Here is a 14,978-nt window from a genome sequence, read left to right as displayed (position 1 = left end):
TTCTAACACTTCATTTGTGAGGGTAACGATATCGAAAACCAATCCTTTATTCAGCTTAAAATAAATTAGATTTTTGTCTAAATTAACCAATAAATTAGAACTGATAAACTTGTAACTTTTCTCGTTAGCAAGGGATACATTTTGCAGTAATTGAAAACCAGAATTGGTAATTTCTAAATCCATTTTACTCACGCCTTCACAATTATCTAACTCTGTTTTATAAAAGCGATATACCTGTGTTGAACCCGAAGAAAAATCCTCAATAACACTATCCGAACAAATCCTCCAGGTCCCTAAAATATCTTTCAACTGAGAATATTCACTCTCCACCCTTAGGTAGGTATAATAAACAGTTTCAGTTGTATTATCTAAGCCTGTAGAAATTTCAACCTCAGAACTAATGGTTAAGGAGAAATGATTGACTTCGATTAGGGAATAACTGTACTCCTTTTCTCCCTCTTTCAATAAAATCTTATGGTTCAAACTATCTTTGAGAACTTCATAAGTAAAGGTGGTTTCTTGTTCACCTTTTCTCTTAAGCATTTCGTCTTTCGAAAAATTAATAACTAACTCGTCCTCTTTGCGAACATCTTGTGGCTTACTTGTTACGTAATATGATTTAAAATCATTTTGCACCCCAACCAACTTCCATTCTCCCAATAATAAGGAGGATGGACTAAATTCTAACAAGTTCGCTTCCTGATTTTGAGACCATCCTGTAAATTGAATACCTAGAATGAAGGTTAACATGCAACATAATTGCACGACATTAGATTTTGTTGAGCCTAGTAAGTTCATAGTAAATAGTGTTTCTCCAAATATATATGCATAAAAAAAGTAGCTCTAAAATATTGGATGAATCACCATAAAAACCCAATAAACTGCATAATTGACCTTAAAAGCGTTGAGTTCTTAACATACGCCTTACCATTTTCTAATCTTGCGTTAATTCAAAAATTGTGATTTCTGGCCTTACATTAAAACGCACTTGCCAGAGATGTCCTAGGGCACGATTGATGTACAATGTTCGGCCGTCATACAGATCTATTTCTCCGGCACTATACCTCGTGTTTTTAACCGGCAACATCGGTGGTGGTAAGAAAGGAGCTTTACACTGTCCTCCATGGGTATGTCCCGCCAAAATCCAACCTTGATAATTATTCCAAAGGGGTAAGTCACATACATCAGGGTTGTGACATAAAACAACATTGGCCTTTTGTGCATTATAGATTTTCATCAGCGACGCTCCATCAAAATTAAGGGCCCAATAATCATCAAAACCAATAAAGTTTAGACCTTCGTACTCTGCTTGCTCATTTTTAAGCATGGTTATTCCAGCTTCCTCGTTGATGTTAGCTATTTCATCAGCAACTTCTTGCATGGCCCATCCATGGCCATAATCATGATTACCAAAAATACCTAGTGTAGCTATACTTCCCTTTACGGCATGTTCCATCACTTCCCTTAATTGTTGAAATTGAGTTTCATCCTCATAGGAAACAAAATCACCCGTGTACACTACAAAATCAGGCTTATAAGCTTGAGCTTCTTTGAAAGAATCAATGATGTATTGATAATCAAATCGCTCTCCAACATGTATATCGCTAATTTGCATCAATGTTTTGCCCACCAAATGATTAGGTAAGTTCTTAATCGGCATTTTCAGCCTTACATACTCCAACCAAAAAGGTTCTACTTGCCAGGCATAAAGACTACTCGCCAATCCTACACCTACAGCACTCCAAAAACTGCGTTTTAAAAACTTTCTTCTATTCATCTATTCTTTCTATTATCCAGTTTAGTAATAGTTGCTCATCAACAATAGTCCAAGAATGAGGTTTCCTATTCCCTTTCCTATCGAATCCTTTGCCAGTAGTTGTAACTAAAGCCACATCTTCATTTCCCTGGGCTCGTAATTCCAAAACAAATGCTGCAATGTCGAAAGAGTTAATATCAAAGTAAGAACAGCCCCTTTCTTTGAGCCACCAATCAATATCTGGTTCATGAAAAAGAATTAAGGAAGTATTTTTCAAGGCAACCGCATTTCCTCCTTCCTCCTTATGTTGCGCATAAACAGAAGCATTTTCGTAAGCCTTGGCATTGGAATGTATATCACCTTTGAAAAGCTCAAGAAAAAAATCTTCCATGTAATCTCCCTCCCATTTCATCCCTGACAAGAAATTATCTTTATTTCGTTCTATTGAAGTATAAAAGCGCGTAAGGTCTAAAGGGGAATCTACTGCAAAAGCTCCTTTAATCTGAATTCCATTTTTCGATTTGCCTTGGGCACAGTAAGCAGTGTAGCGCAAAGCTCTTGTTCCGCTTGCAGAAATACCTCCCATAAAAATGTTTTGCTGAGGTATTTGATGATCCTCTACAACTTCAGCAATGATATCATCCAATTCTTGCATTACGGAATCTTCTACAAATAACTCTGGAAAAGTAACGGTGGTAGAAGTGTAAAGCGTCAACACCCCATTTTCTGAACATAAATCTTGAAAATGATATGGAGAAGACTTTGAGGTATCGGGTAAACGTGTAAAGTCTCTTACTACAATTCCTTTAATCGAATCCGTTTCTGGTATTATTTTCAAATAAGCATTCCGCGTACTATCTTGTGGATTTTTGTACACATAGATTTCTTGTTGCGCAAAAACTGTGAGATGAATGAATATTAACAGTAGTAAGGAAAACTTCATGGTTGGAATTTTCTTTAAAACTAAGCAAGAGTTAAAAGGGGAACAAATGATTTTCCTTGATGAGGGAAGGTTTTAGGATTTTTTAACCGCCTTTATTGCATAAACCATAGGCAACTTATTCCCCATGTGAATGATTCTATATTTTCTATCTGAAATTTTCAGGGTATGTTTAAAGCAGTTGTAAGGAGAATAATCGTACTCATTCAACAGCTCTATTTCCAAACCTGCTTGGATTAAATTGTTCACCACATCACTTATAGGGTGATTCCACGAAATAGCTGATGCTTCTATTTCAGCTTTTACGTCAGCATAGGTACCTTCTTGCTTTTCAATTATGGCTTCCTGATTAAAATAATTATAAGCGACCTCTTTAAAATCGTAATCAAACATCCAAACTACGGGGTGGAATTCCACAAAGTATAATCGACCACCTGGTTTTAAAAAATGCTGTATGATGGTAGCCCATTTCTTCATATCTGGCAGCCAACCTATGGTTCCGTAAGAGGTAAAAACTACGTCGAACTTTTGATCGAGATGATGGGGTAGGTCATAAATATCACTGCAAATAAATTGCGCGTCCACCTCTAATTCTAGAGCTAAATCTTTAGCTACCTTAATGGCTTCGTCCGACAAATCCACACCTACCGCGCTTGCTCCTAAACGAGCTAAGGAAATGGTATCTTGACCAAAGTGACATTGCAAATGCAACACCTTCTTCCCTTTTAAATCTTCGAATAACTCTAGCTCAATATCATTTAAGGAAGATTTTCCCTTTTTAAAATTTTCATGATCGTAAAACTCTGATGTAAGGTGAGCAGCTACGCGTTGATTCCAGTTGTCTTTATTGATGGCTAGATAATTTTCTTCGGGTTTCATTTAGCATCCTTTAATAATGAGCCAAAAAGATACTTAAAAATCTGAGAATTAATTCGCCCAAACAATGTAGGCATTGAGCGAGGTTGCAGTGATTATCCACAGAAAATAAGGTACAATAAACAAGGACCAAACTCCTAGTGGTTTGAGGTAATTAAAGAGAAAGAAACTTATGACAAGCGTTAACGCACTTATAATTAGCAATCCCATAACTTCTTCTTTGAAGTAAAAAAAGACAGGGTTCCATCCAATATTTAGCAATACTTGTAAGGCAAATACCCAAAGGACTTGTTGCTTATTATCCGCGGTATCCCAAAGACGCATCATATAGAAACTAAAACAAATCATAATGGTGGTCCAAGCCACTCCAAAGAACCACCCGGGAGGTGTCCATGGTGCTTTATTTAACGCTGCATACCAATCCGAATCAACACCGGAAGATGTAAACAATCCACCTATGGCAAGTGCTCCAAAATTGATTACTAAAAAAACTACAAATGTGAGAATATTAAACTTCATATAAGGCTAACAATAAATGATAATAAATATTTAATTACAAGCGAATACCTAGTCCAACAAACACCTTATACGGCCAATCATTTTCTCGGATTTCTTTGATAGAACCATAAAAATTATACCCGTATTTCAGCATCACTTTACGACCAAGAATAACGTTCGCCTCCAGCTGCAATCTCATGTAAGGTGGTGTAAAATCTATCCCTTCATTTTCTAAAAAACTATAGCGCGCTCTTCCATAATTTACTTGCACATTTAATGGACCCAACAAATGAAAAATAGCTACAGCTTCGAGACTCGTAGAAATTGGTGTACCAGAATGCGGAAAATTATTTTCATTCTGATGTACAAAAGCACCACCGCGCACCCCAAAGTAAGATCTACATAAAAACCTGTGTACATAGGTGTATCCTATTCCTCCGGCGTCAACATAGCCATCATTTAGTTCAAAATCTAAAAAATGATTATTTCTTTGCCACCCTGAACTCAAAAGCTAAGCTTGAGACGTGGTAGAAACGACAAAAAATAAACATAAAATAAGCAGACGATTTGTTTTCATGGTTAATGACTTTAAGGATACTTAAAAATAACCAAAAGAAAATCAAAAAGTTACACTTCCACTATTTATTTCTTTCGGCCAGAAAAAGAGGATGCCCGTCTGGATCTTGAAAATGTGCCAAGCGAACATACGCATCTTGCTCCACGGAAACAGCAATCCCTTTCGATTGTAAAACCGCTACCTCATCATCAAATGAACGCACACCAAAACCAATGGAACATGTCGTACCTACCTGATGTCCTTTGTTCTTTTCGTGTAAAGCTAAAGTTAAGTCTGCAGCTTGTATTTCTGCATAATGATTTCCCCAACGGTTAAGGAGTTCTAACCCCAGAGTTTCTGTATAGAATTTCACGGAATGATCCATGTCATTGACCATAATATTTACCCTACTCGCTTCTAAACTTTTCATAGAGGCAAGATAAGAAGTAGAGAGGTTTTAGTGTTGAAAATGACAAATTTTATTGGACCACCTTATCCTTTTTTTTGCGTGAACTGATTTTAAAAGCCGCATATAAAGGACAAAAACTGATAACACTTGTTACAAGGAAAATACCAGCCAATATTAATAAAACAACTTCTAGAACACCTGTAATCACCTCCAAATAAGCAGCTCCAACAATAATTGCAGCAATAATGATTCTTACATTTCTATCTATTTTACCCAAATTCTTTTTCATAGCCAATGATTTAATGTTTATATAAAGGTAGACTATTCAAAAGGGGTAAAATTGACATTTATCAATAATTCTCTTGAGAATATCCAAACGAGACATTTTCGTTCCATCCCTTTGAGATAATCAATACTAACAAAAGTTATACTATATTTTACCTTAAAAATTGAAGCCTCACTCTGAGTTTTCGTTGTAAGAGAATGGGGAAAAAATTACCCACAAGATTAAAGACAAAAATGAAGATGCTCAAGCTTATATCCCCATGAACAAACAAGAAAACAGCCATCAAAAGAAGAACTACAAAAGGCAGGAAATGACCAATTTCAGCTTGTTTACTTCTAAAGTCTAAAGCGGCAATTCCACCCTTGCCACCGGAGAAGAACTCTTTTCTGTGTTTGGTCCTTCCCCAATAAAATAACATTAAAAGGATTTTGAAATATTTCACTCCCAACCGTTTATACAACAGCTCTATTCTGGTCGCTTTAACATTGGTATAAAAGGTATTCGTAAACAACTTGGAAATCGGATAAGCAAACGATAGAAATGCAAAGACTCCTGAAACAAAAAGGTTCAATAAGAAAGCGCAAATAACCAAGGCTAACCAAGACATTTCATCCCTACTCCATAAAAACCAAAACAAATCATAGCTTTGGATGCAAAGAAAAATGGACAATGCTGAAAAGAATATTTTTTTAATCAAACTTAACCCTCATTGTTTATTAATAGGCCCTGTCTTTCTTCAACATCCCCCAGAAAAAGAGCAATGCACTTGCCGCCCAAGCTGCAAATAACACACCCGCATCAATTTTCCAAACACCATCCAAAGAAGGATAAATCATGTAGGTAGCATGCGCTGATATATACAATGAAACGACAAACTCGAGAAGCCCTCTCCCTTTGTTCACCACTCCTTTTATCAGTACGGGTATGGGAAACAAAAGCGCGCCGAGTAAAAAGATTTCCTTGGTACCTTGCCAATGCATCAGTTTAAAAATATATCCCAAAACAACTGCTCCACCCAATACTCCAATTAAGATTTGCAACCATTTTTTTTCTGCTAATCGAAACTCAAAAAATAGAATTACAAAAATTAAAAACAGTTGTATGCCTTTAATGTTGAGTGCCGAATACCAAAGGTAATTCCCGGTTAATAATCCAGATGCTGCCGGTATAGCTATTAGACTTAAAAGTACAAAGAGTACCAAGTGATATGTTTTTTTTGTTGTCATAGTATCAGTGTTTAATCCCTACCATCCTTCCAATATACAAAAGTCTACCCACAAAAAAAGGCCTCCGTTGCGGGAGACCTCTTTTAAATATAGTATCACATCTTAAATGTGCATCGCTCTATCTTCTGTAGCAGCCATTGCCGCTTCTTTTACAGCTTCACTGTATGTTGGGTGAGGGTGAGAAATTCTCGCGATATCCTCAGCAGAAGCTCTGTACTCCATAGCCGTTACACCTTCCATAATTAAATCAGCCGCTCGTGCACCAATAATGTGCATTCCTAAAATCTCGTCTGTTTCTTTATCAGCCAAAATTTTCACCAATCCTTGGATATCCATACTCGCTCTTGCTCTACCCAATGCTTTGATTGGGAAAGAACCTGTTTTGTATGCTACACCCGCTTCTTTCAATTGCTCTTCTGTTTTACCAACAGCAGCAACTTCTGGCCATGTGTACACAACTCCAGGAATCAAGTCGTAGTTAATGTGAGGAATTTGACCAGCCAAGTGCTCAGCAACGAATGTTCCTTCTTCTTCCGCCTTGTGTGCCAACATTGCTCCTTTTACAACATCTCCAATCGCGTAAATACCATCAACGTTTGTTTTCAAGTGATTGTCTGTTTCTATCTGACCTCTGTCATTTACAGCAATACCAACGTTTTCTAATCCTAATCCTTCCGTGTAAGGCTTTCTACCTACAGATACTAAACAGTAATCTGCTTCTAAAACAACCTCTTCACCTTTTTTATTTAAAGCAGTAACTTTCACACGGTCACCTGTATTTTCAACAGATTGTACACGGTGCTCCATGTTGAATTTCATTTTCAATTTCTTCAACACTTTTGTTAACTCTTTCCCCATCGTTCCGTCCATAGTAGGAATGATAGATTTCGCAAATTCTACCACCTGCACTTTAGAACCTAAACGTGCGTAAACAGATCCTAATTCCAATCCGATTACACCTCCACCGATAACGATGATGTCTTTAGGAATTTCTTTCAATGCCAAAGCTTCTGTAGACGTAATAATACGCTTCTTGTCTGGCTCCATTCCTGGGAAATAGTTAGGCTTAGATCCAGTAGCGATAATTGTATTCTTTGTTTCCAAAGTAGTTTCCTTACCGTCTTTATCTGTAACCTTAATCGTGTTTTTATCTACAAAAGATCCAACTCCGTGGTGTACATCAATGTTGTTTTTGTCCATCAAGAACTTTACTCCATTACATGTTTGTTCAACCACTTTGTCTTTACGCGCTATCATCTGATTGATGTCAGCAACCACGTTATCTACCTTAATTCCGTGTTCTTCGAAAGTATGTGTAGCATTGTGGTAATGCTCAGAAGAATCTAATAATGCCTTTGAAGGAATACAACCTACGTTCAAACAAGTACCACCTAATGTATCGTACTTCTCTATGATAGCTGTTTTCATACCCAATTGCGCACATCTAATTGCTGCAACATATCCTCCAGGACCTGATCCTATTATTGTAACGTCGTATTTACTCATGTCAATTTAATTGATTACTGCAAATTTAGAATTTCGTGGCAAGTTTCCCCCCATTTTTAAAGATAAATACTACACAATTTTCTATTTCTATGGCTTTGTCTTTTTTAAGGCATCCTTAACGGGTTTTCCGTTGTAGTACCCAAAGGCCATGGCAAGCAATAGTAATGCGGCAAGCACACTTCCGTTGGTCGTATACTTTTCGCAACTTTTACTAGCCCTCCCCTATGGGTAGCTGCCACTGCACCCCCTGGCTGAACTTTAATGCACAATTGGAAAATCCATGATCAAAGCACTCTTCTCTACATTTCAACGCATAAAAAAACCGCTCCTTTCGGAAACGGCTTTTCTTTGTGCAATGTAAACTTATGCGTAAACCGAAGCTTTCTTAAACTTCTCTACTAACAAATAGTAGAAGATAGCTCTGTATTTATTCTTGTTAGATCTACCAAACTTTTCAATCACTTCGTCAATGGCCTTATCCAATTCAGGAGTATCTGCCAATCCTAACTTTTTAATCAAGAAATTTTGACGAACGGTATTAATTTCGGTTTCACTACTCGCAGAAACTGTTTCAGAATCTCTGGTGAAAATTGCAGGTCCGCAGCCGATAACTACTTTTTCAAATAATGCTGCGTCGAAAGAAATGTTTAGTGTGTTCATTTCTTGGTGATACTTGTTGATCAAGTCACTTCTTTTACTCATAATTTTAGTTGTAATTTATTATTAATAGGTCTTATGAAAATAATAAAAATTCAATGCCTACAACTTGCTATCATCTAATTTAATTTCATTCTAAACACCCGTAAATGAAGGGCCTACAACTAATCACTATGTTTAATCTCTATTTAAAAATTGATAATCAAAGCATAAGCGAAAAATCAACTAATCACACCGTTAACATCCGCTACATTTAGCGTATTCAATTTTTCTTTTCACGAATTTTATCATTACAAACACTTCTTGTTGAATGCTGCTATCTTTGTAACAAAGGCAATCACATGGCAAAAGAGAAAACAGCAAGATTACACCCCAATAATAAAAACAACGAAAGGTATGATTTGGAAGCTTTAATAAAGGTTTTACCAGAACTTAACGCACACATCAAACCAAATAAGTTAGGGCAAAAATCTATTGATTTCTCCAATCCGAAAGCTGTAAAACTTTTAAATCAAGCTTTACTTAAACATTATTACGGTATACAATATTGGGATTTCCCGGATAGAAACTTGTGTCCACCTATTCCTGGTAGAGCAGATTACATCCATTATTTAGCCGATCTGTTAAAAGAAAGTAATTACGGTAAACTTCCTGATGGAGATAAAGTTGTAGTGTTAGACATAGGGGTTGGTGCCAATTGCATCTATCCTTTACTAGGTGTTAGCGAATACAATTGGAATTTCATAGGAGCTGACATCTCGGAGCACTCTTTATTTAGTGCCCAGAACATCATGGATAACAACCCGGAAATTGCTCCTAAAGTAAACCTGGTTCTGCAACATAATCCGAAAGACATATTTTACGGTATTATCGACAAAAACGAACATGTAGATATAACCATGTGTAACCCACCTTTTCACGCCTCTGCAGAAGACGCCAAAAAAGGAAGTGAACGTAAAGTAAAAAACCTCGGAGGTAAAGCACAAAAAGATCCTTTGTTGAATTTTGCCGGAATAAGCAATGAATTGATAACCGAAGGAGGGGAAAACAAGTTCTTACATAAAATGATTAAGGAAAGTAAGAAGTTTGGAAAGACCTGTTTTTGGTTCACTTCTTTAGTTTCTAAACAATCCAACCTAAAGGGAATGTACAAAGCACTGGAACGCTTCCATGCTACAGACATCAAAACCATAGAAATGGGCACGGGAAATAAATCTACTCGCATCGTTGCTTGGACCTTTCTTAATAAAGAAGAACAACAAAATTGGAGAGTTAAGCGTTGGAAATAAACTAAAACCGCTTTCTTTATACTAAAAATTTAATCATGAAAACATTTACCACTATCCTTTTCCTTTCCGCAATTCTAATTTCCTGCAATACTGATAGTTTTCAAAAAGCCGCCAAGAATCAATTCAAAGGGAAATGGAGACTCGCAAAAAGAGGGATTTTAGATAGTTTGGAGATAGAAATCACAGAAGACTCCTTAAAAAACTATACGGGAAGGGTTATTAAAGTAAATAACAATAAATACGTAAAACTCTTTATGGATGACGGAGACTTATTTATTAAGAAAATAAAGCGTTACTCTAATAAAGACTTCAAACTAACAGAAAAGAAAATAGCAGGTCCCCTATTTTCTATTTACGGTGAAAGCACCAATAAAGAACTAGATGTTCATTTTCACCATAAAGACACCATTTATGTGGGAGAAAAGGGAAATGGAGGAATTTATGTTAGAATTATAGAATAATTGAAACTAACAAAAAGAAACACACTAGAAAAGGTTGTAGTTACCTTAACTTTTGTGGTATTTGGGGTCTTTTTAGTTTTCTCAACTTTAAACACTCCTTTTTTCTATCCTATAATATTTACGATATTCATCATTGTTCTATTGCTCATCAAATATTCAATTCTTAGTTACTCCAAGATTTATATAGACAACAATCTCATCGTTTTATCAAACCTCCTAAACCATAAGAAAATTCTCACATTTTCTTATAAGAACATTATATTCTATGTTCCTGAAGAAACGTATAGAACACCACATAACACCGTTTCAATAAAAGAAAAATACAAAAATTTGATTCGCATTCGTTTAAATTCTACTCAATGGGAATTTGAAAGATTTCTGCATTATTCAAAACAACATAATGCTCAATGGAAGTTTCGCGAAGATGAAAAAAAATCTCATGATCAAAGGTACAAGATGTATCTATCCAGATTAGAGTTAAAACAAAAAAACAAGCCTCATTAAAGACTTGTTTTTCATGATGAGTTATAGTTTACTCCTTAAGTTATTACCAACATTAAAAAGCCAAAAAAAATAAACAGCAATCCCGCGAAATGCTGAAACACAGCCTTGCCTTTTGTTTGCTTATTATAGAAGTGGTGTAACTTAGCTCCCAATAAAGCCAAGAGCGTAAACCACAATATCCCTGTTAACGTGTATAATATTCCTAAATTGATGTAAGAAAAAGGACTTGTTATACTTTCCCTCTCAATGAACTGAGGAAAGAAAGCTACAATAAATAAAGCCGCTTTCGGATTTAAAAAATTGGTTAACATACCACCCCAAAAAGCATTGCTTACTTTCTCATTTCTAACATCTCCCTCAGCTTTTGTTGATTTCAAAATGAGTTTACCTCCCAAAATACTTAGGTAAACTGCACCCGCTATTTTAATTACTTGCAGCACAAAATCAAACTGAGCAATAGCAAAACTAAAGACCAACCCCAAAACAATAATTTGTATAAACATGGCCACATTCACCCCTAACCCCGATTGAAGTCCGGCAGATTTTCCACGCAACAAAGTATTATTTAATACATAAAACGTATCAATACCTGGAGTCATTATAAATAAAACAGCAACACTTAAAAATGCTAAAACACTCTCTATTCCCATGATATATTTCATTAAAGGATTAATAAATAGAATTGACTTTCAATTCACGGTACAAAAAAAAAGACTATTATTCTTCTAAAAAATGTCGATATTGGCACTACTAATGCAATTTTCACATTAATGGATATTCAACAGATAAGATACTTCCTCATTTTAGCCAAAGAATTACACTTTTGGCGTACCTCAGAAAAGGTCTACATCACTCAATCATCCTTAAGTAGAAGAATAAAAGCCTTGGAACACGAACTGGGCGTTGAACTTTTTGAGCGCAACAAACGCAATGTAAAACTCACAGAAGCAGGAAGGTTTTTAAAAGACAAATGGGAAGTCTTGATAGATGAAATTGATAGAACGCATCTCCACGCAAAGAAAATTGATGAAGGCGCAACAGGTTATATTAACATCTGTTATCCGGGTTCCATCTCGTTTAGCTTTTTACCTGCAGTATTAGGAAGGATTTCCAACAGTTTACCGCAATTAAAGATGGATTTAATGGAACCTACGGATCAAAACCATGGAAACTTACTACTCAACTATACCATAGACCTGGCGTTTAGTAGAGAAGCTGTGCGTAATCCTGCCGTACAATACAAACAGTTATACAAAGAAAATATTTGCATTGTAGTTCCTGAAAAACATTGGTTAACCGCTGAGAATTTCACCCATCTCGCTCAATTGAAGGATGAAAACTTCATTATGTCAGGACTACATTACACCACTTTTTACTCCAGTCTTTTAAGACAACTCTTTAATGATGCTGAGTTTGACCCTCATGTAAGTATAGAATCTGACTTTGGTTCTATGATCTTAGGTTTAGTTTCCAAAAACCTGGGTGTATCTATCCTCCCAAAATCTTTTCAAATGTCTAATATGCCTGGTATTCGCTTTATTGACATGAAACAAGAAATCGATTTATTTGTGAATTATAGGAAGGATGATAAAAGTCCTATTCTTAAAAACATACTCTACATTGTAGATTTTCTAAGTGAAGGATTTACGGTAGGTCAATAACAAAAAAAAGGTCCCCAAAACTGGAGACCTTTGCTTTATCTTAAATCTTGTTTTTACAACAAGTCTTCATCTACCATATTTGGTAAAGTAACCTTCAATAAAGGTTCTTTTTCCATAGCACGTTGAATCGCGAAAATTGCACCTTCGTTTCTTGCCCAGTTTCTACGAGCAATACCGTTGTTAACATCCCAGTGTAACATCATTTTCAAACGTCTATCTGCTTCAGATGAACCGTCGAGAAGCATACCAAAACCACCGTTGATAACTTCTCCCCATCCTACACCACCACCGTTGTGTATAGAAATCCATGTTGCACCTCTAAATCCATCACCGATAACATTCTGAATCGCCATATCAGCAGTAAAGCGAGATCCATCGTTAATATTAGATGTTTCTCTGTATGGAGAATCTGTTCCAGATACATCGTGGTGGTCACGACCTAATACAACTGGTCCTATCTCACCTGCAGCGATTGCATTGTTAAAGGCTTCTGCTATTTTCATTCTTCCTTCAGCATCTGCATATAAAATACGTGCTTGAGAACCTACAACCAACTTGTTCTCTTGCGCTCCTTTGATCCACTGAATATTATCTGCCATTTGCTGTTGAATCTCTGCTGGACTTTCCTTTCTCAATTCTTCCAGCACTTGACAAGCGATCTCATCCGTTTTCTGTAAATCTTCTGGCTTACCTGATGCACACACCCATCTAAATGGACCAAATCCGAAATCAAAACACATAGGCCCCATGATATCTTGTACATAAGAAGGGTATCTAAAATCAATACCATTCTCTGCCATAATATCAGCTCCAGCTCTAGATGCTTCTAACAAGAATGCATTTCCATAATCAAAGAAGTAAGTTCCTTTTGCCGTGTGTTTGTTCACAGCATTGGCATGTCTTACTAAGGTAGCTTGCACTTCTTTTTTAAACTGCTCAGGATCATTTGCCATCATGTCGTTCGACTCTTCTAACGTCAATCCAACCGGATAATAACCACCTGCCCATGGATTGTGTAAAGATGTTTGATCCGAACCTAAGTCAACATAAACACCAGCTTCATCAAACTTCTCCCAAACATCTACAATATTTCCTTGGTAAGCAATAGAAACAACTTCCTTATCTGCTTTAGCTTTATTTACACGCGTTACCAATTCATCCAAATCAGTAATTACCTCGTCTACCCATCCTTGTGAGTGACGTGTGTGCGTTGCTTTTTCATTGATTTCAGCACAAACTGTAATACAACCAGCAATGTTACCCGCTTTAGGCTGTGCTCCAGACATACCACATAAACCAGCTGTTAGGAAAAGTTTTCCTGCCAAACCTTCACCATCTTTGGCTACTTTACGACCTGCATTTAATACAGTAATTGTAGTTCCGTGAACAATACCTTGTGGTCCAATGTACATGTAAGAACCAGCCGTCATTTGTCCATACTGCGTAACACCTAAAGCATTAAATTTCTCCCAGTCATCTGGTTGAGAATAATTAGGAATCATCATACCATTGGTAACCACTACTCTTGGCGCATCTTTATGCGAAGGAAATAATCCCATAGGGTGACCTGAATACATTGCCAAGGTTTGCTCATCTGTCATTTCAGACAAGTACTTCATCGTTAAACGATACTGAATCCAGTTTTGGAAAACCGCACCATTTCCACCATAAGTAATTAACTCATGTGGGTGTTGCGCAACAGCGTAATCCAAGTTGTTTTGTATCATTAACATGATAGCTTTCGCTTGTAATGATTTTCCTGGGTACTCGTCAATTGGACGTGCGTACATCTTGTAATCTGGTCTGTATCTCAACATATAGATACGACCATATTTCTCTAGCTCTTCCTTAAAATCTTCAATCAATTCAGCGTGCTGATCTTTCGGGAAGTAACGCAATGCATTTTTAAGCGCAAGTTTCTCTTCTTCTTTGCTTAAAATCTTTTTACGGATAGGTGCATGATTAATGTCCTTTTCGTATTCTTTTTTAGGAGGAACCACACTAGGTATTCCTTCCTGGATATCTTTTTGAAATTCTTCTAACGTCATGTTTTTAGTCTTTCTTTAATTTCTATGCCTCCCTTTATTTTTAGGAGTTGTACAAAAATAATAAGTTAATGCTTAGATCTGTTAAAAACACAAAAAATCCCGACTTGTTCAGCCGGGATTTTTCATTATAAAATAAATCAAACATTAACGCATAACTTGCACGTATCCTGTTTTCGTAAACTTAGAATCATCTTGTTTATTTCTTGCTTTGAATGTCCAAGTATAAACACCTGTTGGAACTTGTTTACCATTGTAAGTACCATCCCATTGCGTATCTAAATCGAAGCTTTTCCAAATTACTTCTC

At 36.4% G+C, this 14,978-nt stretch carries 18 protein-coding genes; 3 read left to right on the top strand and 15 right to left on the bottom strand.

Going from position 1 to position 14,978, the window contains the following annotated elements; genetic code table 11:
• From R3333_RS06330 to R3333_RS06275, 12 genes are all read right to left on the bottom strand, one after another.
• Nucleotides 1-750 (bottom strand): hypothetical protein (locus R3333_RS06330; protein WP_318957945.1); only part of this gene is annotated, 750 nt, incomplete at its 3' end.
• Between the two features lie 184 nt (nt 751-934).
• Nucleotides 935-1,777, bottom strand: a complete 843-nt coding sequence (locus R3333_RS06325) for a metallophosphoesterase (protein WP_318957944.1) — start codon at nt 1,775-1,777, stop codon at nt 935-937.
• Complete coding sequence (locus R3333_RS06320) at nt 1,770-2,699, bottom strand: hypothetical protein (RefSeq protein WP_318957943.1); 930 nt, start codon at nt 2,697-2,699, stop codon at nt 1,770-1,772. Before R3333_RS06320 ends, R3333_RS06325 begins: the two co-directional genes overlap by 8 nt.
• 72 nt (nt 2,700-2,771) lie before the next feature.
• Nucleotides 2,772-3,575 (bottom strand): class I SAM-dependent methyltransferase, encoded by an 804-nt coding sequence (locus R3333_RS06315; RefSeq protein WP_318957942.1) that lies wholly within the window; start codon nt 3,573-3,575, stop codon nt 2,772-2,774.
• A 48-nt stretch (nt 3,576-3,623) separates the two neighbouring features.
• Entirely contained in the window at nt 3,624-4,091 is a 468-nt protein-coding gene (locus R3333_RS06310) for a TspO/MBR family protein (RefSeq protein WP_318957941.1), read from the bottom strand.
• A gap of 34 nt (nt 4,092-4,125) precedes the next feature.
• Nucleotides 4,126-4,578 (bottom strand): hypothetical protein, encoded by a 453-nt coding sequence (locus R3333_RS06305; protein ID WP_318957940.1) that lies wholly within the window; start codon nt 4,576-4,578, stop codon nt 4,126-4,128.
• A 130-nt stretch (nt 4,579-4,708) separates the two neighbouring features.
• Nucleotides 4,709-5,056 carry a VOC family protein gene (locus R3333_RS06300; RefSeq protein WP_318957939.1) on the bottom strand — a complete coding sequence of 116 codons (348 nt, stop codon included), beginning with the start codon at nt 5,054-5,056 and terminating at the stop codon, nt 4,709-4,711.
• Nucleotides 5,057-5,105: 49 nt separating this feature from the next.
• Nucleotides 5,106-5,324, bottom strand: coding sequence for a DUF2892 domain-containing protein (locus R3333_RS06295; RefSeq protein WP_318957938.1), 219 nt, complete (start codon nt 5,322-5,324; stop codon nt 5,106-5,108).
• Between the two features lie 148 nt (nt 5,325-5,472).
• Nucleotides 5,473-6,018, bottom strand: a complete 546-nt coding sequence (locus R3333_RS06290) for a hypothetical protein (RefSeq protein WP_318957937.1) — start codon at nt 6,016-6,018, stop codon at nt 5,473-5,475.
• A gap of 19 nt (nt 6,019-6,037) precedes the next feature.
• A complete protein-coding gene (locus tag R3333_RS06285) occupies nt 6,038-6,547 on the bottom strand; it encodes a hypothetical protein (RefSeq protein ID WP_318957936.1) in 510 nt (169 codons plus the stop codon).
• Between the two features lie 102 nt (nt 6,548-6,649).
• A complete protein-coding gene (lpdA, locus tag R3333_RS06280) occupies nt 6,650-8,053 on the bottom strand; it encodes a dihydrolipoyl dehydrogenase (RefSeq protein WP_318957935.1) in 1,404 nt (467 codons plus the stop codon).
• Nucleotides 8,054-8,416: 363 nt separating this feature from the next.
• On the bottom strand, nt 8,417-8,755 hold the full coding sequence (locus R3333_RS06275) for a DUF2853 family protein (RefSeq protein ID WP_318957934.1): 339 nt from the start codon (nt 8,753-8,755) through the stop codon (nt 8,417-8,419).
• A gap of 296 nt (nt 8,756-9,051) precedes the next feature.
• On the opposite strand from R3333_RS06275, the gene rlmF reads away from it, so the two are divergent.
• Both rlmF and R3333_RS06265 read left to right on the top strand, forming a co-directional pair.
• Complete coding sequence (gene rlmF / locus R3333_RS06270) at nt 9,052-9,999, top strand: 23S rRNA (adenine(1618)-N(6))-methyltransferase RlmF (protein WP_318957933.1); 948 nt, start codon at nt 9,052-9,054, stop codon at nt 9,997-9,999.
• A gap of 35 nt (nt 10,000-10,034) precedes the next feature.
• Entirely contained in the window at nt 10,035-10,460 is a 426-nt protein-coding gene (locus R3333_RS06265; RefSeq protein WP_318957932.1) for a hypothetical protein, read from the top strand.
• Nucleotides 10,461-10,999: 539 nt separating this feature from the next.
• Here R3333_RS06265 and R3333_RS06260 read toward each other — a convergent pair.
• Nucleotides 11,000-11,626: a LysE family translocator gene (locus R3333_RS06260; protein ID WP_318957931.1), complete on the bottom strand. Its 627-nt coding sequence runs from the start codon at nt 11,624-11,626 to the stop codon at nt 11,000-11,002.
• Between the two features lie 108 nt (nt 11,627-11,734).
• On the opposite strand from R3333_RS06260, the gene R3333_RS06255 reads away from it, so the two are divergent.
• Complete coding sequence (locus R3333_RS06255) at nt 11,735-12,625, top strand: LysR substrate-binding domain-containing protein (protein WP_318957930.1); 891 nt, start codon at nt 11,735-11,737, stop codon at nt 12,623-12,625.
• A gap of 53 nt (nt 12,626-12,678) precedes the next feature.
• On the opposite strand, the gene R3333_RS06250 is transcribed toward R3333_RS06255, so the two are convergent.
• Nucleotides 12,679-14,673, bottom strand: a complete 1,995-nt coding sequence (locus tag R3333_RS06250) for a urocanate hydratase (protein ID WP_318957929.1) — start codon at nt 14,671-14,673, stop codon at nt 12,679-12,681.
• Nucleotides 14,674-14,817: 144 nt separating this feature from the next.
• Nucleotides 14,818-14,970 carry a gliding motility-associated C-terminal domain-containing protein gene (locus R3333_RS14660; protein WP_413468674.1) on the bottom strand — a complete coding sequence of 51 codons (153 nt, stop codon included), beginning with the start codon at nt 14,968-14,970 and terminating at the stop codon, nt 14,818-14,820.
• Between the last annotated feature and the right edge of the window lie 8 nt (nt 14,971-14,978).

Origin of the sequence: Lishizhenia sp. (genome assembly GCF_033720595.1) — a bacterium.
Classification (GTDB): Bacteria; Bacteroidota; Bacteroidia; order Flavobacteriales_D; family Crocinitomicaceae; genus Lishizhenia.
This window is presented reverse-complemented; position numbering and strand designations above follow the sequence as displayed.